The sequence below is a fragment of the Caballeronia sp. LZ019 genome (genome assembly GCF_031450825.1).
Lineage (GTDB): Bacteria > Pseudomonadota > Gammaproteobacteria > Burkholderiales > Burkholderiaceae > Caballeronia.
On the sequence record NZ_JARTVZ010000002.1, the window covers coordinates 594,104 to 614,283 of the forward strand.

The following is a 20,180-nucleotide window of genomic DNA, read 5'->3' on the forward strand; positions in this document are numbered from 1 at the left end:
TTCGGAAAGCTGAATGCGGGTTTCGGCTGCCAACGCCGCAACCCAACGGCGGACGGCGGGTGGCGGGCGGCTCCGGAAATTTTTTCCACTACTTGCGCTAACTATAGCCTGTGACGGTTCTACAATGGGGAACCATTTCAATATTCACCGGGGAGCCACTTCCGGCGTGGCCTCCCGTTCCGGGGAAACGGCGTGAACACGATCCTCCTTGCCGACTGGCTGAATGCGCGGCTCGATCGCGCGCGCGACGTGCCGATTTACCGGCAGTTGCTCGAATCGATGCAGCAGGCCATTTTGACCGGTCAGCTCGCGTCGGGCGCGAAGCTGCCGAGCTCGCGCATGCTCGCGGGCGATCTCGGCATCGCGCGCAATACGGTGCTGCACGTGTACGAGCAGTTGACGGCGGAGGGCTACGTCACGTCGACGACCGGCAGCGGCACCTACGTCGCCGACACCGCCCCGAACGACCGTGCGGCCGTGCGCAAGAAGCAGGAGCCGGCGGACGAAGCGCCGCGCAAGCCATGCATCATTTCGAAGCGGGGCGCGCGGCTGATTGCGCACGCGGGCGTCGCGCCGAAGCAGTGGGGCGCGTTCATGCCGGGCGTGCCGGACGTGGCCGAATTTCCGTCGCAGACCTGGAGCCGCCTGCAGTCGCGGCTCTGGAAGCGCGCGAGCCCGGAACTGCTCACGTATGCGCCGGGCGGCGGGTATCGGCCGCTGCGGCGCGCGTTGTCGGACTATCTGCGCGTCGCACGCTCGGTGAAATGCACGCCGGATCAGATCATCATCACGACGGGCATTCACCAATCGATCGATCTCGCCGTGCGTCTTCTGACTGATAGCGGCGATCGCGCGTGGGTCGAGGAGCCGTGCTACTGGGGCGTGCGCAGCGTGCTGCAGGCGTCGGGGCTGACGCTCGTGCCCGTGCCGGTGGATGACGAAGGTCTGAACCCCGGTGCGCGCGACATGGCCGCGCCGCCAAGCATCGCGCTCGTGACGCCGTCGCATCAGTATCCGCTCGGCATGGTGATGAGTCTCGCGAGGCGCCGTGCGCTGCTCGAATTCGCGCGGCAGCATGGCGTGTGGATCATCGAGGACGATTACGACAGCGAGTTTCGTTATCGCACCCGGCCGCTCTCGTCGCTGCAGGGCCTCGACGACGCGGGGCAGGTCATCTATGTCGGCAGTCTCGGCAAGATGATGTTCCCCGGCTTGCGCATGGGCTATATGGTCGTGCCGGAAAATCTCGTCGATACGTTCCGCACCGGTGTCGCGGAGCTATACCGCGAAGGCCAGTTGATGCAGCAAGCCGTGCTGACGGAATTCATTCTGGATGGGCATCTGACGTCGCATGTGCGGCGCATGCGCGGCCTTTACGACGAGCGGCGCCAGTTGCTCATCGACGCAGTCCGCGCGCATTTCGGCGAAACCCTCGCCGTGCGCGGCGACGAAGCGGGCTTGCATTTCGTGCTCGAATTGCCCGCCCACGCGAGCGATCGCGCCATTACCGACGATGCGTTTGCGAGCGGCGTCGTGACCCGCCCGCTCGCTCACTACTACATGAATCAGGAAGACGCGCGCAAAGGATTGATGCTGGGCTATGCGTGTGTGCCGCACGCTGAAATCGCGCCCGCCTTCGCGAAGCTGGCGGGCGTGATCGAGCGGGCTTTGAGTGCGGTGGGGGCGGCGTCCTAGACTTCTTCCGCGTCCAGGTGCTCTTGCGCTTGAGCCGGTGAGAAGGGACGCCACACAGGCGCGTCGGTCGAAAAATCATCGAGCAGGGAGAATTGTTCGAGCGTGGTGTCGATATCGAACATGATGCTGGCCTTTTAATAGTTAGGGTGGCGAACGAATCAGCGTGAGCTCAGATCCGTTTGCGCCGGCGCGCCGTTGGCGTAATCGACGATCGCACGGTTGCGCGCTTCGGCTTGTGCGGCGACGGCATCGCCCCACATGCTTCGGGAAGGATAGGTATTGCGATTGAGCGCCGGCAAAGAGCCGTTCGAATAGGCAGCGGCGAGTTCGGCGCGCACTTGCGCCCGTGTTTTAGGCGCTTCGCTTGCGTTTGCCGTGGTTTGCGCGGGCGTGAGATACGTTCCCGCGCGGCCAATTCCCTGACCGCCTTCCGCAAAAGCGGTGCTCGAAATCACGGCGGAAACAGCGGCGAGCGAGAGGCTCGTAAGCAGATAGCGTTTCATGATGCGACTCCATTCGATCCATCGGGATACGGCGCATCGTGTCGATGAACGATAACGATGCGCCGTGGCAGGACGAAATGTAGTCGCGTCGGTGCGGCGGATAAATGGCCGATTGGCGAATAGATTTATCGATTGCGGCGAATAATCTTGACGCTTAGACCACGACGTCCGCGGTGCCCGCCACTTCGGGCGTGCCGTGACGAACAACCATCGGCGATGCGGTGCTCGTCGGCAGGCAACGCTCTTCCGCTTCCTTCTGGCCTTGCAGCAGCGGGCATCGTTCGAACAGTTCCGCGACCCAGTCGACGAACACGCGCACCTTCGGCGACAGATGCCGGTTATGCGGATATACCGCTGAAATGGGCATCGGCATCGGACTCCATTGCGGCAGCAGTTCGACGAGTTCGCCCGAACGCAGATACGGCAGCGCCATGAAACGCGGCACCTGGACGATGCCCACGCCCTTGAGCCCGCAGCTCAGATACGCTTCGGCATCGTTCACCGCGATCATGCCGCGCATCTTCACTTCGATGGTCTCGCCGTCCACGACGAAATCCATGTCCATGATGCGGCCCGTGCGGCTCGAGAAGTAATTGACGGCCGTATGGTTCTGCAGATCGTCGAGCGTCTTCGGCGTACCGTTGCGTTCCAGATATTGAGCGCTCGCCACCGTGACGCCCTGAAACACGCCGATGCGCCGTGCAACCAGACTCGAATCCTGCAGCGTGCCGACGCGGATCACGCAATCCACGCCTTCCTGAATGAGATCGACCGGCTTGTCGCCGAAGCCCATCATCAATTCGATGTCCGGATAGCGCGTGTGGAAATCGCATAGCTGAGGCATGACGATGAGCCGCCCGATTGCGCCCGGCATATCCACGCGCAATTTGCCATGCGGTCCCTTGCCGTTGTTCGAGAACGTAATCTCGGCTTCCTCGATGTCCGCGAGGATGCGCACGCATCGCTCGTAATAGGCGGCGCCGTCGGGCGTGAGATTGAGCCGGCGCGTGGTCCGCTGAAGCAGCCGCACATTGAGGAAGGCTTCGAGGTTTTGAATGATCGTCGTGACCGATGCACGCGGCAGATTCAGCGTATCCGCTGCACGCGAAAAGCTGTTGGTGTCGACGACGCGAGTAAAGACCTGCATTGCTTGTAGCCGATCCATGTTCGTACCTTCGAAGCTTATAGAGGCAGGGAATTAAGCGGCTGGCTAAGAAAATCGCCGGGAGCTTAAGCGATGATTGTTCGGGGCGACCGAATTGTGTTGCCGGATTATAGGCATTTATTAAAAAAGGCGGGGACTCCAGAATTCGCACCATCGCAACTTATGCGTGACGGCCTTGCAAGCAGGGCCGTGCACGGAAATAACCATGGCATCACTGCTGGATTTGGAGCAAGGACCGAGACTGTGCATCGAAGAGGTGCGCATTGCGGGCCATGTGCAGCCCATCATGCTGCGCAGCTATCGCCCCGCCTCGGGCGGCACGGTCCTGCCCATCGTCCTCTATTTTCATGGCGGTGGTTTTACAAGCGGGACACTCGACGACGCCGACACCGCCGCCGCGACCATCGCACGCGATACGCCCGCATGGGTCGTGTCGGTCGGCTATTCGCTCGCGCCGCAGTATCCGTTTCCTGCAGCGCCTGAAGATGCCTATCGCGCGGCGCAATGGGCCGTGGCCCATGCGCGCGCGCAACGGGCCGACCCGCAGCGCGTGGGCGTGGCGGGGCACGATGCGGGCGGCAATCTCGCGACCTGTGTGGCCGCCATCGCACGGGATCGCGGCGACATCCGCATGTCCGCGCAAGTGCTTCTGGCGCCGCTGCTCGATCCGAGCATGACGCGCGTCGCCGATGAACGCAAGGTGCTGTGCCCCGATCTCGAACTGAGCGAATGCGCGCGCTGTTATCGCGCGTATCTGCCCAACCCGTCGCAACGTTTGCATCCTTATGCGGCGCCGCTCGAGTCGCGTCGTCTTGCTGGCTTGCCTCCTGCATTGATTGCGAGCGCGGAGCACGACCTCTTGCATATCGAAGCCGAAAAATACGCAGCGGAACTCATTTCCGCGGGCGTACCTACTGAAGTCACGCGGCATTGCAAGGCATCGCATCACGCGCTTGCGGCACATCCCGATGCATTGGCCGATGTCGTCGCATTCTTCAGGAAACGGCTGGCGCGCACCAAATAAGCGCTAGCTCAGCACCATAAAAAAACAATCTCAACGCAACCGGAGCCTTTCATCATGTTCTTCACTCGAAAACGCATCTACGCCGCGCTAGGCGCTGCGTTGGTCATCGCAGGCGCGGGCGGCTATACCGCCTGGCGCGGCCACGGCGACGCGGCGATCAACGAAGCCAAAGCCGCAGCGCATAGCCCGACTGCCACCGAAGTGGATGTCGCGACCGTCATTTCGAAGACCATCACCGATTGGCAAAGCTATTCCGGCAGGCTCGAAGCGGTGAATCACGTCGATATTCGCCCGCTCGTGCCCGGCACGATCGTCGCGGTGCATTTCAGGGACGGCGCGCTCGTGAAGAAGGGCGATCCGCTCTTCACGATCGATCCGCGTCCCTACGAAGCCGAAGTGGATCGCGCGCAAGCGCAACTCGCCGCAGCGCAGGCGCGCAACGGCTATACATCGACGGACGCCGCGCGCGCCGAGCGTCTGCTTGCCGATAACGCCATCGCCAGGCGCGATTACGACGAGAAGCAGAACGCCGCTCGCGAAGCCGTCGCCAACCTGAAGGCCGCACAAGCGGCGGTAGAGACCGCGAAGATCAATCTTGCCTACACGCGCATCACCGCGCCCGTTTCGGGGCGCGTGTCGCGCGCGGAACTCACGGTAGGCAATATCGTATCGACGGGTGGCAATGCGCCGTTGCTGACGACGCTCGTGTCGGTATCGCCGATCTATGCCTCATTCGATGTCGACGAACAAACGTATCTGCGCTATCTCGGCCGCGACGCGGGCAGCACGGTGCCGGTGTCGCTCGGGCTTGCCAACGAAGACGGCTACTCGCGCGAAGGCGTCGTCGATTCGGTCGATAACCGCCTCGACACGACATCCGGCACGATCCGCGTGCGGGCACGCTTCAACAATCCGGACGGCTCGCTCGTGCCCGGCCTCTATGCGCGCATCAAGGTCGGCGGCGGCACGCCTCATCCGGCCGTGCTCGTCGACGATGCCGCCATCGGCACCGATCAGGACAAGAAGTACGTGATGGTCGTCGACAAGGACAACCGCGTGCAGTATCGCGAAGTCACGCTCGGTCAGACGCACGACGGCCTGCGCGTCATCACGAAGGGACTGGAACCGGGCGAACGCATCGTCGTGAACGGATTGCAGCGCGTGCGTCCGAACGACGTGGTGAAAGCCAACGGCGTCGCGATGAACAACAGCGGCGATGCGCCCGTCGTAAAGACCGCATCGGCGCAGTGAAGCGCGTGATCGCCAACGGAAAGAACTCGTCATGAACATATCCAAATTCTTCATCGACCGCCCGATCTTTGCGGGCGTGTTATCGGTGGTCGTGCTGCTGGCGGGCATCATCGCCATGTTCAAGCTGCCGATCTCCGAGTATCCGGAAGTCGTGCCGCCATCGGTCGTCGTGCATGCGCAGTATCCCGGCGCGAATCCGAAGGTGATCGCGGAGACCGTGGCTTCGCCGCTCGAAGAGCAGATCAACGGCGTCGAGGACATGCTGTACATGCAATCGCAGGCGAACAGCGACGGCAACCTCACGACGACTGTGACGTTCAAGCTCGGCACCGATCCCGACAAGAACACGCAGCTCGTGCAGAACCGCGTGAATCAGGCGCTGCCGCGCTTGCCGCAGGACGTGCAGCGTCTCGGCGTGACGACGATCAAGTCATCGCCCACACTTACGATGGTCGTTCACCTGAACTCGCCGAACGGCCGTTACGACATGACGTATCTGCGCAATTACGCGCTCATCAACGTCAAGGACCGGCTCGAACGTATCGCCGGCGTGGGCGAAGTGCAGTTGTGGGGCTCGGGCGATTATTCGATGCGCGTCTGGCTCGATCCGCAAAAGGTCGCGCAGCGCGGCATGACGGCAACCGATGTCGTCAACGCGATTCGCGAGCAGAACGTGCAGGTTGCGGCGGGCGTGATCGGCGGTTCTCCGACGCTGCCCAACGTGCCGCTGCAACTGAACGTGAATGCGCGCGGCCGCTTGCAGAACGAGTCGGAGTTTCGCGACATCGTGCTGAAGACGTCGCCCGATGGCGCGGTCACGCATCTGAGCGATGTCGCGCGCGTCGAGCTTGCAGCATCCGAATACGGCCTGCGCTCGCTGCTCGACAACAAGTCGGCTGTGGCAATCGCGATCAATCAGCAACCGGGCGCGAACTCACTGCAGATTTCCGATGAAGTGCGCAAGACGATGAAGGAACTGCAGGCCGACATGCCCGCGGGCCTCGAATATCAGATCGTGTATGACCCGACGCAATTCGTGCGCTCCAGTATCGAAGCGGTGATTCACACGCTCATCGAGGCCATCGCGCTCGTCGTGCTGGTGGTGATCGTGTTCCTGCAGACCTGGCGTGCCTCCATCATCCCGCTGCTTGCCGTGCCTGTTTCGATCGTGGGGACGTTCTCGCTGTTGCTTGCGTTCGGCTTCTCGATCAACGCGCTGTCGCTGTTCGGCATGGTGCTCGCAATCGGTATCGTGGTCGACGATGCGATCGTCGTCGTCGAGAACGTCGAGCGGAACATCGAAGCAGGCTTATCGGCGAGAGATGCGACGTATCAGGCAATGCGCGAAGTGAGCGGGCCGATCATCGCCATTGCGTTGACACTGGTTGCCGTGTTCGTGCCGCTCGCGTTCATGTCCGGTCTGACGGGGCAGTTCTACAAGCAGTTCGCGATGACCATTGCGATCTCGACGGTGATCTCCGCGTTCAACTCGCTGACGCTGTCGCCGGCGCTCGCCGCGCTTCTGCTGAAGGGCCACGACGAGCCGAAGGACTGGCTCACGCGTGGAATGGATCGCGTGTTCGGCGGCTTCTTCCGCCGCTTCAACAAGGTGTTTCATCGCGGATCGGATGCCTACGGCAAGGGCGTGGCGAACGTCATCAACCGCAAGGCGATGATGATGGTCGTGTATGCGGTGCTGCTCGGCGGTGCGGTGCTGATGGGCAAGATCGTGCCCGGCGGCTTCGTGCCCGCGCAGGACAAGGAGTATCTGATCAGCTTCGCGCAGTTGCCGAATGGCGCATCGCTGGATCGCACGGAAGGCGTGATTCGCCAGATGAGCGACATCGCGCTGAAGCAGCCGGGCGTGGAAAGCGCAGTGGAGTTTCCGGGCCTGTCGGTGAACGGCTTCACGAACTCATCGAGCGCAGGCATCGTCTTCGTCACGCTCAAGCCGTTCAAGGACCGGGTGCATGACAAGTCCCTGTCCGCCAATGCAATTGCCGGAGCGTTGAATCAGAAGTATGCGGGTATCAAGGGTTCGTTCATCGCCGTGTTTCCTCCGCCGCCGGTGCTCGGCCTCGGCACGCTCGGCGGCTTCAAGATGCAACTCGAAGATCGCGGCGCGCTCGGCTATGCGGCGCTCGCCGATGCCACGCAAGCCTTCATCAAGCGCGCATCGCAGACGCCGGAACTCGGACCCACGTTCTCGAGCTATCAGATCAACGTGCCGCAACTGAACGTGGATCTGGATCGCGTGAAAGCCAAGCAACTGGGCGTCTCGGTGACGGATGTCTTCGACACGATGCAGGTCTATCTCGGCTCGCTCTATGTCAACGACTTCAACCGCTTCGGGCGCGTGTATCAGGTGCGCGTGCAGGCCGATGCGCCGTTCCGTGCGAACCCCGAAGACATCGGCTTGCTGAAGACGCGTAACGCGAACGGGGACATGGTGCCGCTTTCATCGCTCGTGAAGGTATCGCCGACGTATGGCCCGGAAATGGTGGTGCGCTACAACGGCTACACCGCGGCCGATATCAACGGTGGTCCCGCGCCGGGTTATTCGTCCGGCCAGGCACAGGCGGCTGCGGAACGCATTGCGGCTGAAGTGCTGCCGCGCGGAATCAAGTTCGAATGGACGGACCTCACGTATCAGCAGATCCTCGCGGGCAATGCTGCGCTGTGGGTGTTCCCGATCAGCGTGCTGCTCGTGTTCCTCGTGCTCGCTGCGCTGTATGAAAGCCTGACGTTGCCGCTCGCGGTGATCCTCATCGTGCCGATGAGCATTCTGTCCGCACTCGTCGGCGTATGGCTCACGGATGGCGACAACAACATCTTCACGCAGATCGGCTTGATGGTGCTCGTGGGCTTGTCGGCGAAGAACGCAATTCTCATCGTGGAGTTCGCACGCGAGCTGGAAATGCAGGGACGGTCGATCGTGCAGGCTGCGATCGAAGCGAGCCGCCTGCGTCTGCGTCCGATTCTGATGACATCGATCGCCTTCATCATGGGCGTGGTGCCGCTCGTATTGTCGTCGGGCGCGGGTTCGGAGATGCGTCACGCAATGGGTGTCGCCGTGTTCTTCGGCATGCTGGGCGTGACCCTCTTCGGTCTCATGCTGACGCCGGTGTTCTACGTGATCCTGCGCAAGCTGAGCCGCACGGAACACGTGACGGACAAGCATGGCACGCATCCGCAGATGCGCGGTATCGGTGCTTCGTACGAAGCGCAATGAGGTGGAAGATGAATAAGTCGCTAATGAAACGATGGTCGGGCTTGCCCGCTTTGATGGCGTCGCTGCTTTTGGTTGCAGGGTGCTCGCTTGCGCCGACCTATGAGAAGCCGGATGTGAACGCACCGGCCGCGTATAAGGAAACGCCGACGCTGTCGCCGTCGGAAGCGGGTACGTGGAAGACTGCGCAGCCCTCGGAAGAGATGCTGCGCGGCGAGTGGTGGACCGTGTTCGACGACGCCACGCTCAACGATCTGGAACGTCAGGCGCAAGAGGCCAACCAGAACCTGAAGGCTGCGGCGGCCCGCGTGAAGGAAGCGCGAGCAATCAACCAGACGGCGCGTGCAGGGCTTTTCCCGACGCTCGATGCCGGCTTCGGTCCGACACGCGAGAAGTTCTCGCCGGCCTCGCAATTTCTGCCGCCCAACGCGAATGTTCCTGCGCAGACGTTATGGCGCGCGCAGGCGAGCGTGTCGTATGAAGTCGATTTGTTCGGTCGCGTATCGAACTCGGTGCAGGCGGCCAGCGCCGACACGCAGCAAAGCGAAGCGCTGTTCCGTTCGGTGCAGCTCGCGTTGCAGGCCGATGTCGCGCAGAACTACTTCAATCTGCGCGAGCTGGATGCGGAAGCCGATGTATTCACGCGGACCGTGACCTTGCGCGAAGAAGCACTGAAGCTCGTGCAGCGACGTTTCGCGGAGGGCGACATCAGCGAACTCGATGTCGCGCGCGCACGGTCCGAACTGGCCACCGCCCGTTCCGATGCGATGACGGTGCAACGCTTGCGCGCGGCATCGGAACATGGTCTTGCGGTGCTGCTCGGCAAGACGCCCGCGCAATTCACGATGGCGGCCAATCCGCTCAAGCCGGTAACGGTGCGCTTGCCGCCCGGCCTGCCTTCGTCGCTGCTCGAACGTCGTCCGGATATCGCGGCAGCGGAGCGGGCGATGGCCGCAGCGAATGCGCGCATCGGCGTAGCCAAGGCGGCGTTCTTTCCGTCCTTGACGTTGACGGGATCGGGCGGCTTCGAATCCGCAACGCTCGGCGATCTCTTCAACTGGTCGAGCCGCACGTTCCTGCTCGGGCCGTTCGCGGGCACAATGCTCAATCTGCCCATCTTCGATGGCGGCCGTCGCAAGGGCAATCTCGCGAATGCGCGCGCCGTCTATGAAGAGGACGTGGCGAATTATCGTCAGCAAGTGCTCGTTGCGTTCCGCGAAGTGGAAGACAACTTGTCGGACTTGCGCATCCTCGAAACGCAGACCACGACGCAGGCCGATGCGGTCAACGCATCGGTGCGCGCCGCGCAGCTTTCGCGCAAGCAGTACACCGAAGGCGCAGTGAATTACCTCGATGTGATCGACGCCGAGCGCACCGTATTGCAATCGCAGCGGGCGGCGGTTCAGCTTGCGGGAACGCAGGCCGTATCGACGGTGAACCTGATACGCGCGCTCGGCGGCGGATGGGGCGATGCGATGCCCACGCCGGTTCCCGAATCGAGTCTCGCAAAGAACTGATGCCGGTGTTTGGCCCCGCTTGACGCGGGGCTTTTTTTTCGAGGCGTCGATTGTTCGCGTGAAGGAACATATGTCTTCACTTGCGGGCCATTTATCGCCATCGCTCCTATCCATAGAATCGAAGTCATGGGAATGGGAGCCGCCAATGAAAGCCTTGATCGCCAGACAAATCTATCAACCCGCCGTCGTGCTGCCTCTGCTAGTGCTCATGCGGCTCATGGTCACGCTCGACTTCAATCTCGCGCAAGTCATGTTCGTGATGCTGCTAAAGGATTCGCAGCACGCTTATCAGTTCGTCGCGCGTCAGGCGGTGCATCGCCAGCGCGGGCAGGCGATCGAACGTATCGGCTGCCGTCACTGCTGCTAAGGCTCATTAATAGACTTCGGGAACGTACATTTCCTGTGGTACGGGCTGGCGCAAATAATCGGGATTGAATACGCGTTCCGGCAGTTGTATCGAAGAATGCTCGATCTCGTGATAAGGCACCTGGCTCAACAGGTGATGAATGCAGTTCAGGCGCGCGCGCTTCTTGTCAACGGCCTGCACCACCCACCACGGCGCTTCCGGTATATGCGAGCGCTGCAGCATGACTTCCTTGGCGGCCGTGTACGCTTCCCATCGGCGACGGCTTTCAAGGTCCATCGGACTCAGCTTCCATTGCTTGAGCGGGTCTTCGATGCGCGCCTGAAAGCGCACTTCCTGTTCGTCATCGGTAATCGAAAACCAGTACTTGATGATCTGGATGCCGCTGCGCACCAGCATCTTCTCGAACTCGGGCACGGAGCGAAAGAACTCCTCGTATTCGTCGTCGGTGCAGAAGTGCATCACGCGTTCGACGCCCGCGCGGTTGTACCAGCTGCGATCGAACAAGACGATCTCGCCGCCAGCGGGTAGATGCGACACGTAGCGCTGGAAATACCACTGCGTGCGTTCGCGATTGTTCGGCGCGGGCAGGGCGGCCACGCGGCATACGCGCGGATTGAGCCGCTGCGTGATGCGCTTGATCGCGCCGCCCTTGCCGGCTGCGTCGCGTCCCTCGAATATCACGACGAGCCTGTGCCCCGTGTGCACGACCCAATCCTGCAGCTTCACGAGTTTGCCTTGCAGGCGAAAGAGTTCGCGGAAATACGTCTTGCGAATCGCTCGTTCTTCATCGGAGAACGCTGCTTCACCGTCCAGCAAACAGTCGTCGATCTCCATTTCGAATTCTTCGTCGTAGCTGTCGATCAGATCGGCGTGAAAACGGCGCTGCTTGTCCGTCATGGTCATGTCGGGCTCCGGAATGCGTTTGGATCGCGCGGTCGTTGCTGAACGCGGCGCGGGACCGCCGATTATGACCGCGTCTCGTTGCAGCCACATGACGCCGCAACGATTCGTTCATTGTAGAAACGCTCGCGCTTTCTGACACGCGTTCGTGCGCCGTTAGAATGTCCGGGCGCTTGGCGCTAAAACTCACAGAGGCGATCACGATGACCGATACGTTCGATGCAATGCAAACCGCGCGCCTATTGCCTTACGATCGCCTCGTCGACACGCTTGCCGCGACCATGCTCGACTACGCGGCGGGGCGTATCCTCAGTCCCGAGCGCATGGTCGTGCCGCTTGCCCACGGCGGCGTGATGTTGTCGATGCCCGCGACCGCCGCCGATATCGCAATGCATAAGCTCGTCAACGTATGTGCCGGCAATGGCGCTTTGGGCTTGCCGACGATACACGGCCAGGTCAGCGCATTCGATGCCAGGACGGGCGCGCTGCAATTCATGCTGGATGGTCCGACCGTCACAGGCCGCCGCACTGCCGCGGTATCCATGCTTGCAATACGCACGCTTGCCGTTCATGCGCCTCGCGCCGTGCTCGTGATCGGTACCGGCAAGCAGGCCTTGCATCATGTCGAGGCGCTTGCAAGCCTTTATCCCGAAGCACGCATCCATATTCTCGGCTCGCGGCCGGGTCGCGCCGGCGTGTTCTTCGAGGAGAACGCGGGCCTGTGCGCGAACATGGAGCCGGTCGAGCACGGCTCTGTTCCCGATGCGGTCGATGTCGTGATTACCGCGACCACGAGCAAGACGCCGGTCTACGGGCAGCCGGCGAACCCGGCTCGCCTTGTCATCGGTGTTGGCGCATTTACTTCGGACGCGGCGGAAATCGCGTCGTCCGTCATTCATGCGAGCGAGCTTTATGTCGATGACTTGGCGGGTGCCCGCCATGAAGCAGGCGACTACATTTTGGCGGGCGTCGACTGGAACGCTGTGACTCCGCTTTCATCGGCGCTCAGTGCGCGCAATGCGTCGGGGCGTCCCGTGGTTTTCAAATCAGTCGGATGCGCAGCCTGGGATCTTGCTGCATGCCGCGTGGCGAGGGCGGTTCTGTCGGATCAAAAGCCTGACGCATAAACGGTGTGGAACGTTCTTTGCTGTCTGATTTACTAATGGCGATGCGCTCGAGGCGCACCGCACTTCAGCGAAGATCAGATCAATGACTAGTCGAAACGACACCGAATGGGCGGCATGGCCGGCCGTGCGCCGGACTGCGTTTGATGGCCACCGCGACCAAAGCGGCGAGACGCATGTTGTCGGCGGAGGGCACCGCAATCCAGCAGGACGCGCAACTCCGCCCGCCGCTTACTTTATTTCCGTACTGGAGCTTGCGACAGGCGAGAAGCTAGGGAACGACGAGCGAGTGAGGGCCGTCGCCATGCTCGAATCGCAATTCGGCGAAGGACGGCCCAGGACATTGAAAGAAGCCGTGCGCATCTGCGCTGCCGCGATCGATTCCTCGACGTTGCAGCGCATGGCGCGCGGCGCCAAGGCTTAAGCTAATTCGCGGCTGACTTAGTGCGTTTTTTCATGAGCGTGTAAAACGCGCGTGTCAGCGGATCGTCTGAATGACTTCGAAGCCCTCGAATTCCGGATGGCCCAAGTAAAGCTGCCGGGTTTCGCCGCCTGCGTTGCGATGCGCGGCGCGGAACGCGTCTGAACGCGTCCAGTCTTCGAACGCCGCACGATTCGCCCAGACCGTATGGCTCGAATAGAGTACATGGTCGTCCTTGCCCGGGCCTTTCAGCAGATGAAACTCCACAAAGCCGGGCACTTCGTTCAGGTAAGAGTCACGGCTGGTCCAAAGGCGTTCGAAGTCGGCTTCTGCGCCCGGGACGATCTTGAAGCGATTCATGGCGATAAACATTTCGATGCTTGTCCTTTGCGAATTGCGCTAAGCGAGTTCTAGGCACTTCCCAGTTCGACGAGCGTCTTGAATCCCCCGAAGAACATGCGCTTCGGGTCGAACGGCGGCTCGGCGTTCTCCATCATGGCCTTCAGGCGAGGGTCGTTCATAACTTTCTCATTGACCGCATCGCGTTGCTCTCGCGAGTCGTAGAGTATCCACGAGAACGCAACCGTTTCGCCTTCCTTTAGCTGGACGCTTTGGGGGAACGAGGTCACTTCGCCTGCTTTGACGTCATCGGCGATGGTTTCGACGAACTGCAGCGCGCCATATTCGAGCCAGATTTTCCCGGCTTCCTCGGCCATGGCCCGATATGCATCAATCTTTTGGATTGGCACGGGTACGACGAAACCGTCAACGTAGTGCGCCATGTGAGTCTCCTTGAGTGTGCGGCAGCGTCACGCGCTGTCGATGCGTTTGAGCCTCACGCTGGCATCGAAGTTTCGCGTGGACCAAGTACCTTGCGCTGCATCGTAGTCGAGCCATATCGACGACAACGGCGTCAGATCCATCTTTAGCAATGACGCTAACGGTTCCCCACGCACGAGCGCAAGCGCCGCCTTGACGACGATTGCATGCGTGACCACGACACAGCATTCATGCGACGCATCGTTGGCGATACGCTCGAGCGCCTGCCCGACGCGTTCGGCCAGCACGGCGATGCTCTCGCCGCCATGCGAACGCGCATTCACATCCGATAACCATGCGGCGACGTTTTCCGGTTCCTGCTGGGCGATCTCGCGAACGGCATGGCCGCGCCAACGCCCATAGTCGATGTCGTCGAAGGCGGGGTCGGTCGTGAACTGACTCGTGATCCATGCAGCGGTCTGACGCGCCGCGGCGGCGGGACTCGACATGACAGGATAGCCGCGAGGAAATTGCAAATGCATGAGTTGGTCATGCTCGGCGGGTTCGTCGCCAGTCGGAAAGCGCGCGGCTTTCATGGCGTGCGTAGCGGCGTGGCAAAGCAGAATCACGTTCACGTGAATGAATGGCTCTTGAGATGGTTGCTTTACTTTGCCGGCAATCGTCATAGAATGGCAAGCTTGCAATGCGAGGAAGCCGGTGCAAGCCCGGCACGGTCGCGCCACTGTAAGCGGCTTGTCTCAACCGACAGCCGCGAGTCAGACCCCGCTGCATGCTCTTCGTCTATCGGGACGCGCTTTTCCCTGGAGAAACCATCAATGAACGCTTCCAACGCAACGGCCTGTTCCGCTGCCCCTTCTCTGCCGGCTATCGATGCGCCTGCTCCCATTCCGGTGCGCGAAGTCCTGCCCTGGGCCGTGTTTATCGGCCTCATTCTGCTGATCGCCATTTACTTCGTCGGTGCCGAGCAGGGCGCCACATCGATTCTGTCGGGCACCTACGTCCACGAGTTCGTTCACGACGGCCGGCATTTGCTTGGCTTTCCGTGCCACTGAGGACGCACCATGATTCGCAGTCTGTTGATACGCGGCATGATCGCGGGACTCGTCGCGGGCCTGCTCGGCTTCGCCTTTGCAAAGACGGTCGGTGAAGCATCGGTCGAGCGGGCCATCGCTTTCGAAGCACAGCACGAGCACGCGCATGAAGGGCATGAAGGGCATGAAAGCGCGGCGCATGCACATGAACACGAAGGCGGCGAAGAAATCGTTAGCCGAGAGACTCAGGCAGGCCTGGGTTTGCTGACCGGCATCGCGGTATTCGCCACGGCGCTCGGCGGCATTTTCTCGCTTGTCTTTGCGGTGGCCTACGGGCGGCTCGGCGCTTTTCACGCGCGCGGCTTGGCGGCATTGCTTGCGACGTTCGGTTTCGTGAGCGTGACTATCACGCCGTTTCTGATGTATCCGCCGAATCCGCCCGCCGTCGGCAATCCGGAAACCATTGGGGCGCGCACTGCATTGTTCTTCGGCATGCTAGCGATCTCCATTGCAGCGGCGGTATTCGCGGTGTGGCTGCAAAGGCGCCTGCATAAGAGTCAGGGCAACTGGAACGCGACGGTCATCGCCGGTGCTGCATATATCGCGTTGATGGTGCTTGCGCAATTCGTCCTTCCTCGCGTCGATGAAGTACCCGCCGGTTTCTCCGCATCGCTGCTATGGAATTTCCGGCTTGCCGCTATCGGCATTCAGGCGATCATCTGGACGGCGCTCGGTCTGGTCTTCGGCGCACTTGCCGCGCGTGAACTGGAACGTCCCGCGCTGCGAAGAATGGCTGCGGCCTGAGAGATTCTCACGCCGACATCGATGCACGTCTGTTGGGCAATTCGTCGAGAAGCGCCAGTTTCGCGGCATCGTCCATTGCTCTGAAGGCTTTGATTTCTTCGCGGCTTCTGAAGCATCCCGCGCACAGTCCGTGTGCGGGATCGATTTTGCATACGCCGGTGCAAGGCGAACCAATGGGTTCTTGCGCTTTCGCGCGTTCGATCGTGAATGCGAGGTCCAATGTCGTCGTCATAGTGTTTCGCCGCGAAAAATCGCGGCGGTTGCCGCCGGGTTCGACGGCCAATAAGCGTGCATGTAAGTTGCCGTGATGCGGCCGTGCCGATATACCGCTTCGCCCGTCGCGCCCGTCGTTGCGTGTGCCGCGATGAGTTGCGGCTGCATCGCGGTATCGAGCGTGGAGTAGTGGAACGTATGGCCGGTGAGTGCGCCGTGTGCGGTGTCGAGACGCTGCATCGCAAGGCGCGATAGGCGCCGCTGCATGGAAGCATCGCCGGGCAGCAAGCCGAGCATCGCGTGCTGCTTGCCATCGATATCGGTTAGCGTGTCGAGCAGATAAAGCATGCCGCCGCATTCCGCCAAGACGGGGCGCTCGCGCGCGACGTGTTCCCTGATCGATGCTTGCGTGCGTGCATTCGATGCCAGCGCGGCTGCGTGCAGTTCGGGGTAGCCGCCGGGAAGATAGAGCGCATCGGTATCGGCGGGCAAGGGTTCGTCGGCGAGCGGCGAAAACGTGACGACAGTCGCGCCCATCGCGATCAGCAAGTCGATGTTCGCCGGATAGACGAAAGAAAACGCGGTATCGCGCGCAATCGCGATGCGTATGCCTTCGAGCAAACGCGGCGGCGCCGCAAGCGTCGCATCTTCGAACGCCACATGCGGTGGCAGATCGCGAAGCGCCGTTGATGCGATGGCATCGGCAGCGCGGTCGAGGCGCGCATCGAGGTTCGCGATTTCCTGCGCCTGCGTCAGGCCGAGATGACGCTCAGGCAGCCCGATGTCTTCGGCGTTGGAAAGATGCCCGCAATAGTGCAGTCCTTCGGGAATGGCTTCCGACAACATTTGCGCATGACGCGCCGATGCCACGCGATTGGCGAGCACGCCATGAAACGGCACATCCGTGCGATAACGCGCAAGCCCGAGCGCCACCGCGCCGAAAGTCTGCGCCATGCCATGTGCGCCGATCACGGCCAGCACGGGCACGTTGAACGCGGCGGCAAGATCGGCGCTGCTGGGCGTGCCATCAAACAGGCCCATCACGCCTTCGATAAGAATAAGATCGGCTTCACGCGCCGCTTGTGCAAGCATCGCGCGGCATGCATCGAGGCCGACCATCGACAGATGCAGCGAATAAACGGGCGAACCGCATGCCCGTTCGAGAATCATCGGATCGAGAAAATCAGGCCCCGTCTTGAAGACGCGCACGCGCCGGCCTTGCCGCGCATGATGACGGGCAAGCGCAGCCGTCACGGTGGTCTTGCCCTGATGCGAGGCGCTTGCGCCGATGAAAAGTGCAGGGCAGCGCGCCATCAGAATTCGACGCCCCGTTGCGCTTTGACGCCTTGCTCACGGTATGGATGCTTCACGAGCCGCATTTCGGTGACGAGATCGGCAATGTCGACGAGCGCCTCCGGCGCATGACGGCCTGTTACGACCACATGAAGCATCGCGGGTCGGCCCTTCAGAGCATCGAGCACTTCATCGAGCGGAAGATACTCGTACTTGAGCACGGTGTTGAGTTCATCCAGCACAACCATCTGATATTCACCGCTTTCGATCATGCGGCGCGCTTCGTTCCATCCCTTGCGCGCGGTCGCCATATCGGCTTCGCGATTCTGGGTGTTCCACGTATAGCCATCGCCCATCGTGACGAAATCGCAGTTCGCTGCCGCGCCGAGAAAATCCCGTTCGGACGTATGCAACGCGCCCTTGATGAACTGCACGACGCCGAGCTTCATGCCGTGGCCGAGCACGCGCACCGCCATGCCGAACGCGGCTGTGGTCTTGCCCTTGCCATTGCCGGTATTCACGATCAACAGGCCCTTCTCGTGATCGGCGGCGGCCTGCTTCTTTTCATGGCCTTCCTTGCGACGCTGCGTCATCCGCAAATGCGATTCGGTGTCGGTTTTCATGGGGCGTTCTTGTCTGATGGCGCGTTCTTCATTGCGATCGCGACGGTCACGCCGCCGACGATGGTCTTTCCGAGTGCGAGCCGTCCGCCGCCGCTCGCCAATATGGCGCAAGGCTCGCACACGCCGTCGACATTCATGTGCCTGGCGGCTTGGCGAGAGTAATTCACCGGCGCTATAGCAATTTCTTCCGCGTTAAAAAAATGCAAAGCCAAACGATGACGCTCGCAAAACGCCAGCAGGCCAGCTTCGCATTCTTTAGCGTCGATGCTTGCGGCCAAGGCGATTTCATCGAATGAAAGCGCGGCTTCGTCGAGCGCCGTGCGTACGGCATGCTCGATGGCGTCTGCGCTCGCGCCTCGCCTGCAACCGATGCCGACTGCAAGATGGCGCCGGGTCGCGCTAATGGTCATCATCGAAAAGAAAATGGCGGCTTGCGCCGTGCATGCGTCCCTCGCGGATGCGCGGCGTTCGGCGAAGCGCGCCGCATGAAATCACGCAATGCGCTTCGTCCCCTGCGCTGGCCGGTATCCGGGCTTGCGACCTCATCGTGCGGCCTTCCCGCCTGCGCGGCAGTGGCATTTGAGCACCGTGCGCGGCATTGCATGGCACAAGCCGCCGGTCGCGTACCGTTGCGGGGACAGCACAGGCTGGCGCGTGATTCGTCCAGAAACACGGCTTCCTGTTTCCCGTTTAACTGCGCGTTGCGTTCGAACGCGCGAGCACCAGTCGCGGGCCAAAGATACCATAGGCGCTTCTTTAAGGCGCGTGTTTCCTTGACGCTCGTGTCCGCTAAGCCTAGACTTTCACGCAGTCTGGTGCTCGTGCGCGAGCTTCTTTTCGCGCACAGTCAAACGGGAAGCAGGGAGCGCTTAGCCATTTCATGCGTATGGCGTGCGCCAACCTGCGCTGCCCCCGCAACGGTAAGCGACTGGCGGTATCGGTATTGACGATACCGCGCATTGCGCTAAACGCCACTGCCAACGGCAGGAAGGCGGCGTAATGAGTCGCAAGCCCGGATACCGGCCAGACTTTCGCCAGGACCCATGCCGCGGGGATGCGGCTCGGTTCATGATCACGAAGCCGTGCGCCTTTCCCGTTCCATCCGCATTCGATGCCTCGAGCGGCGCCGCGCACGCACACACGCCACGGAGCAACAATGCAAACCCGCAAGATTCCCGTCACCGTCGTGACCGGCTTTCTCGGCAGCGGCAAGACTACCTTGATGCGCCATATCATGTCGAATGCGCAGGGCTTGCGCCTGGCGGTGATCGTCAATGAGTTCGGCGAGCTCGGTATCGACGGCGAGATTCTGAAAGGCTGCGGCATCGGTTGCGATGACGAAGCGGCGTCTGCCGACCGCAATCTCTATGAGCTTGCGAACGGTTGTTTGTGCTGCACGGTGCAGGAAGAGTTCTACCCCGTGATGGAGCAATTGCTGGAACGGCGAGACCGCATCGACCATGTGCTGATCGAAACGTCCGGTCTTGCGTTGCCGAAGCCACTCGTGCAGGCGTTCAACTGGCCGTCCATCAAGAATGCGTTTACCGTCGATGCCGTCATCACCGTCGTCGATGGTCCCGCTGCTGCAAGCGGACAGTTCGCGGCGAATCCCGCTGCAGTCGATGCACAGCGCAAGGCCGATCCGAATCTGGACCATGAATCGCCACTGCATGAATTGTTCGAGGATCAGCTTTCATCGGCCGATCTGGTGATCGTGAACAAGACGGACCTGATGGACGCTGATGCGTTCCACAAAGTCGAAACACTCATACGTCCCGAGATTCCGCCGCAAGTGAAGATCGTCCCTGCACAAATGGGCCGGCTCGATCTGCATGCATTGCTTGGCTTGCAATCGGCATCGGAAGAGTCGATTCATCTGCGGAACGATCACCATGGCTCAGTCGATGACGAAGGCCACGCGGATCATCACCATGACGAGTTCGATTCTGTCGTGGTTAAAGCGCGCATCGAGTCGCGCGAGCAGGCGATCGCTGCGTTGCAGACGCTCGTCGAGCAACATACCATTTATCGTGTAAAGGGCTTTGCGGCACTCCCCGGCGCTGCGATGCGTCTCGTCGTGCAAGGCGTGGGGCGTCGTTTCGACAGTTACTTCGATCGACGCTGGTCCGAAGGCGAAGCGGCGAGCCGTTTCGTGCTGATCGGCGAAGACCTCGATCAGCAGGCGCTTCAGGCCGCGTTCGACGCCGCGCTCGGTAATTCGCTCGTGCAGGCCTGACACG

22 protein-coding genes and 3 riboswitches are annotated in these 20,180 nt (G+C 61.4%); of the genes, 11 read left to right on the plus strand and 11 right to left on the minus strand.

Translation table 11 applies throughout. The annotated features are described in order from the left end of the window. Positions 1-192 precede the first annotated feature (192 nt). Positions 193-1,695 (plus strand): PLP-dependent aminotransferase family protein, encoded by a 1,503-nt coding sequence (locus P9255_RS05665; RefSeq protein WP_309765942.1) that lies wholly within the window; start codon positions 193-195, stop codon positions 1,693-1,695. Here P9255_RS05665 and P9255_RS05670 read toward each other — a convergent pair. The 3 genes from P9255_RS05670 to P9255_RS05680 form a co-directional block, all read right to left on the minus strand. Further along, positions 1,692-1,817, minus strand: a complete 126-nt coding sequence (locus tag P9255_RS05670) for a hypothetical protein (RefSeq protein ID WP_309789236.1) — start codon at positions 1,815-1,817, stop codon at positions 1,692-1,694. The genes P9255_RS05665 and P9255_RS05670 overlap by 4 nt on opposite strands. 36 nt (positions 1,818-1,853) lie before the next feature. Continuing rightward, complete coding sequence (locus tag P9255_RS05675; RefSeq protein WP_309765946.1) at positions 1,854-2,198, minus strand: DUF4148 domain-containing protein; 345 nt, start codon at positions 2,196-2,198, stop codon at positions 1,854-1,856. A gap of 154 nt (positions 2,199-2,352) precedes the next feature. Further along, on the minus strand, positions 2,353-3,363 hold the full coding sequence (locus P9255_RS05680; RefSeq protein ID WP_404980260.1) for a LysR family transcriptional regulator: 1,011 nt from the start codon (positions 3,361-3,363) through the stop codon (positions 2,353-2,355). A 205-nt stretch (positions 3,364-3,568) separates the two neighbouring features. Here P9255_RS05680 and P9255_RS05685 point away from each other — a divergent pair, with 205 nt between their 5' ends. The 5 genes from P9255_RS05685 to P9255_RS05705 all read left to right on the plus strand — a co-directional run bounded on the left by P9255_RS05685 (position 3,569) and on the right by P9255_RS05705 (position 10,751). After that, entirely contained in the window at positions 3,569-4,387 is an 819-nt protein-coding gene (locus P9255_RS05685) for an alpha/beta hydrolase (RefSeq protein WP_309765947.1), read from the plus strand. A gap of 54 nt (positions 4,388-4,441) precedes the next feature. Next, positions 4,442-5,638, plus strand: a complete 1,197-nt coding sequence (locus P9255_RS05690; RefSeq protein ID WP_309765948.1) for an efflux RND transporter periplasmic adaptor subunit — start codon at positions 4,442-4,444, stop codon at positions 5,636-5,638. Between the two features lie 31 nt (positions 5,639-5,669). Continuing rightward, positions 5,670-8,870 (plus strand): efflux RND transporter permease subunit, encoded by a 3,201-nt coding sequence (locus tag P9255_RS05695; protein ID WP_309765949.1) that lies wholly within the window; start codon positions 5,670-5,672, stop codon positions 8,868-8,870. An 8-nt stretch (positions 8,871-8,878) separates the two neighbouring features. Next, a complete protein-coding gene (locus P9255_RS05700) occupies positions 8,879-10,384 on the plus strand; it encodes an efflux transporter outer membrane subunit (protein WP_309765950.1) in 1,506 nt (501 codons plus the stop codon). 145 nt (positions 10,385-10,529) lie between these two features. Further along, the gene (locus P9255_RS05705; RefSeq protein ID WP_309789237.1) at positions 10,530-10,751 is read left to right on the plus strand and encodes a hypothetical protein; all 222 of its coding nucleotides are present in this window, start codon (positions 10,530-10,532) and stop codon (positions 10,749-10,751) included. Between the two features lie 6 nt (positions 10,752-10,757). On the opposite strand, the gene ppk2 is transcribed toward P9255_RS05705, so the two are convergent. Beyond that, positions 10,758-11,654: a polyphosphate kinase 2 gene (ppk2, locus tag P9255_RS05710; protein WP_309789238.1), complete on the minus strand. Its 897-nt coding sequence runs from the start codon at positions 11,652-11,654 to the stop codon at positions 10,758-10,760. A gap of 200 nt (positions 11,655-11,854) precedes the next feature. Between ppk2 and lhpI the strand changes: the two genes are divergently transcribed. Both lhpI and P9255_RS05720 read left to right on the plus strand, forming a co-directional pair. Beyond that, positions 11,855-12,778, plus strand: a complete 924-nt coding sequence (gene lhpI / locus P9255_RS05715; protein WP_309765955.1) for a bifunctional Delta(1)-pyrroline-2-carboxylate/Delta(1)-piperideine-2-carboxylate reductase — start codon at positions 11,855-11,857, stop codon at positions 12,776-12,778. Positions 12,779-12,860: 82 nt separating this feature from the next. Then, positions 12,861-13,199, plus strand: a complete 339-nt coding sequence (locus tag P9255_RS05720; RefSeq protein WP_309765956.1) for a hypothetical protein — start codon at positions 12,861-12,863, stop codon at positions 13,197-13,199. 54 nt (positions 13,200-13,253) lie between these two features. Here P9255_RS05720 and P9255_RS05725 read toward each other — a convergent pair whose 3' ends face one another. From P9255_RS05725 to P9255_RS05735, 3 genes are read right to left on the minus strand one after another with little or no spacing between them, the layout of a single operon-like run. Further along, positions 13,254-13,568 carry an antibiotic biosynthesis monooxygenase gene (locus tag P9255_RS05725; protein WP_309765957.1) on the minus strand — a complete coding sequence of 105 codons (315 nt, stop codon included), beginning with the start codon at positions 13,566-13,568 and terminating at the stop codon, positions 13,254-13,256. A 38-nt stretch (positions 13,569-13,606) separates the two neighbouring features. Continuing rightward, a complete protein-coding gene (locus P9255_RS05730; protein WP_309765958.1) occupies positions 13,607-13,978 on the minus strand; it encodes a DUF1428 domain-containing protein in 372 nt (123 codons plus the stop codon). A 27-nt stretch (positions 13,979-14,005) separates the two neighbouring features. Next, positions 14,006-14,590 carry a histidine phosphatase family protein gene (locus tag P9255_RS05735; protein WP_309789239.1) on the minus strand — a complete coding sequence of 195 codons (585 nt, stop codon included), beginning with the start codon at positions 14,588-14,590 and terminating at the stop codon, positions 14,006-14,008. A 74-nt stretch (positions 14,591-14,664) separates the two neighbouring features. Next, positions 14,665-14,737, plus strand: a riboswitch (cobalamin riboswitch). Between the two features lie 54 nt (positions 14,738-14,791). Here P9255_RS05735 and P9255_RS05740 point away from each other — a divergent pair. Next, positions 14,792-15,028 carry a CbtB-domain containing protein gene (locus P9255_RS05740; RefSeq protein ID WP_309765960.1) on the plus strand — a complete coding sequence of 79 codons (237 nt, stop codon included), beginning with the start codon at positions 14,792-14,794 and terminating at the stop codon, positions 15,026-15,028. 9 nt (positions 15,029-15,037) lie between these two features. After that, on the plus strand, positions 15,038-15,811 hold the full coding sequence (locus P9255_RS05745) for a CbtA family protein (RefSeq protein WP_309765961.1): 774 nt from the start codon (positions 15,038-15,040) through the stop codon (positions 15,809-15,811). 7 nt (positions 15,812-15,818) lie between these two features. Here the strand turns inward: P9255_RS05745 and P9255_RS05750 are convergent, their stop codons facing one another. From P9255_RS05750 to P9255_RS05765, 4 genes are read right to left on the minus strand one after another with little or no spacing between them, the layout of a single operon-like run. Beyond that, entirely contained in the window at positions 15,819-16,043 is a 225-nt protein-coding gene (locus P9255_RS05750) for a DUF1289 domain-containing protein (protein ID WP_309765962.1), read from the minus strand. After that, positions 16,040-17,338, minus strand: coding sequence for a cobyrinate a,c-diamide synthase (locus P9255_RS05755; RefSeq protein ID WP_309765963.1), 1,299 nt, complete (start codon positions 17,336-17,338; stop codon positions 16,040-16,042). Before P9255_RS05755 ends, P9255_RS05750 begins: the two co-directional genes overlap by 4 nt. Next, complete coding sequence (gene cobO, locus P9255_RS05760) at positions 17,338-17,940, minus strand: cob(I)yrinic acid a,c-diamide adenosyltransferase (protein ID WP_309765964.1); 603 nt, start codon at positions 17,938-17,940, stop codon at positions 17,338-17,340. The genes P9255_RS05755 and cobO overlap by 1 nt, the downstream gene beginning before the upstream one ends. Then, complete coding sequence (locus P9255_RS05765) at positions 17,937-18,353, minus strand: cobalamin biosynthesis protein (protein WP_309765965.1); 417 nt, start codon at positions 18,351-18,353, stop codon at positions 17,937-17,939. Before P9255_RS05765 ends, cobO begins: the two co-directional genes overlap by 4 nt. A gap of 88 nt (positions 18,354-18,441) precedes the next feature. Beyond that, a riboswitch (cobalamin riboswitch) is annotated at positions 18,442-18,682 on the minus strand. Positions 18,683-18,736: 54 nt separating this feature from the next. Further along, positions 18,737-18,983, plus strand: a riboswitch (cobalamin riboswitch). Positions 18,984-19,096: 113 nt separating this feature from the next. Between P9255_RS05765 and cobW the strand changes: the two genes are divergently transcribed. Next, positions 19,097-20,176, plus strand: a complete 1,080-nt coding sequence (gene cobW / locus P9255_RS05770; protein ID WP_309765966.1) for a cobalamin biosynthesis protein CobW — start codon at positions 19,097-19,099, stop codon at positions 20,174-20,176. Positions 20,177-20,180: the final 4 nt, after the last annotated feature.

Excerpts from the sequence above, each read along its gene's own strand:
- P9255_RS05670 (WP_309789236.1), bottom strand. The coding sequence starts at position 1,817 with ATGTTCGATATCGACACCACGCTCGAACAATTCTCCCTGCTCGATGAT.
- P9255_RS05675 (WP_309765946.1), bottom strand. The coding sequence starts at position 2,198 with ATGAAACGCTATCTGCTTACGAGCCTCTCGCTCGCCGCTGTTTCCGCC.
- P9255_RS05680 (WP_404980260.1), bottom strand. The coding sequence starts at position 3,363 with ATGGATCGGCTACAAGCAATGCAGGTCTTTACTCGCGTCGTCGACACC.
- P9255_RS05685 (WP_309765947.1), top strand. The coding sequence starts at position 3,569 with ATGGCATCACTGCTGGATTTGGAGCAAGGACCGAGACTGTGCATCGAA.
- P9255_RS05690 (WP_309765948.1), top strand. The coding sequence starts at position 4,442 with ATGTTCTTCACTCGAAAACGCATCTACGCCGCGCTAGGCGCTGCGTTG.
- P9255_RS05695 (WP_309765949.1), top strand. The coding sequence starts at position 5,670 with ATGAACATATCCAAATTCTTCATCGACCGCCCGATCTTTGCGGGCGTG.
- P9255_RS05700 (WP_309765950.1), top strand. The coding sequence starts at position 8,879 with ATGAATAAGTCGCTAATGAAACGATGGTCGGGCTTGCCCGCTTTGATG.
- P9255_RS05705 (WP_309789237.1), top strand. The coding sequence starts at position 10,530 with ATGAAAGCCTTGATCGCCAGACAAATCTATCAACCCGCCGTCGTGCTG.
- ppk2 (WP_309789238.1), bottom strand. The coding sequence starts at position 11,654 with ATGACCATGACGGACAAGCAGCGCCGTTTTCACGCCGATCTGATCGAC.
- lhpI (WP_309765955.1), top strand. The coding sequence starts at position 11,855 with ATGACCGATACGTTCGATGCAATGCAAACCGCGCGCCTATTGCCTTAC.
- P9255_RS05720 (WP_309765956.1), top strand. The coding sequence starts at position 12,861 with ATGACTAGTCGAAACGACACCGAATGGGCGGCATGGCCGGCCGTGCGC.
- P9255_RS05725 (WP_309765957.1), bottom strand. The coding sequence starts at position 13,568 with ATGTTTATCGCCATGAATCGCTTCAAGATCGTCCCGGGCGCAGAAGCC.
- P9255_RS05730 (WP_309765958.1), bottom strand. The coding sequence starts at position 13,978 with ATGGCGCACTACGTTGACGGTTTCGTCGTACCCGTGCCAATCCAAAAG.
- P9255_RS05740 (WP_309765960.1), top strand. The coding sequence starts at position 14,792 with ATGAACGCTTCCAACGCAACGGCCTGTTCCGCTGCCCCTTCTCTGCCG.
- P9255_RS05745 (WP_309765961.1), top strand. The coding sequence starts at position 15,038 with ATGATTCGCAGTCTGTTGATACGCGGCATGATCGCGGGACTCGTCGCG.
- P9255_RS05750 (WP_309765962.1), bottom strand. The coding sequence starts at position 16,043 with ATGACGACGACATTGGACCTCGCATTCACGATCGAACGCGCGAAAGCG.
- P9255_RS05755 (WP_309765963.1), bottom strand. The coding sequence starts at position 17,338 with ATGGCGCGCTGCCCTGCACTTTTCATCGGCGCAAGCGCCTCGCATCAG.
- cobO (WP_309765964.1), bottom strand. The coding sequence starts at position 17,940 with ATGAAAACCGACACCGAATCGCATTTGCGGATGACGCAGCGTCGCAAG.
- P9255_RS05765 (WP_309765965.1), bottom strand. The coding sequence starts at position 18,353 with ATGATGACCATTAGCGCGACCCGGCGCCATCTTGCAGTCGGCATCGGT.
- cobW (WP_309765966.1), top strand. The coding sequence starts at position 19,097 with ATGCAAACCCGCAAGATTCCCGTCACCGTCGTGACCGGCTTTCTCGGC.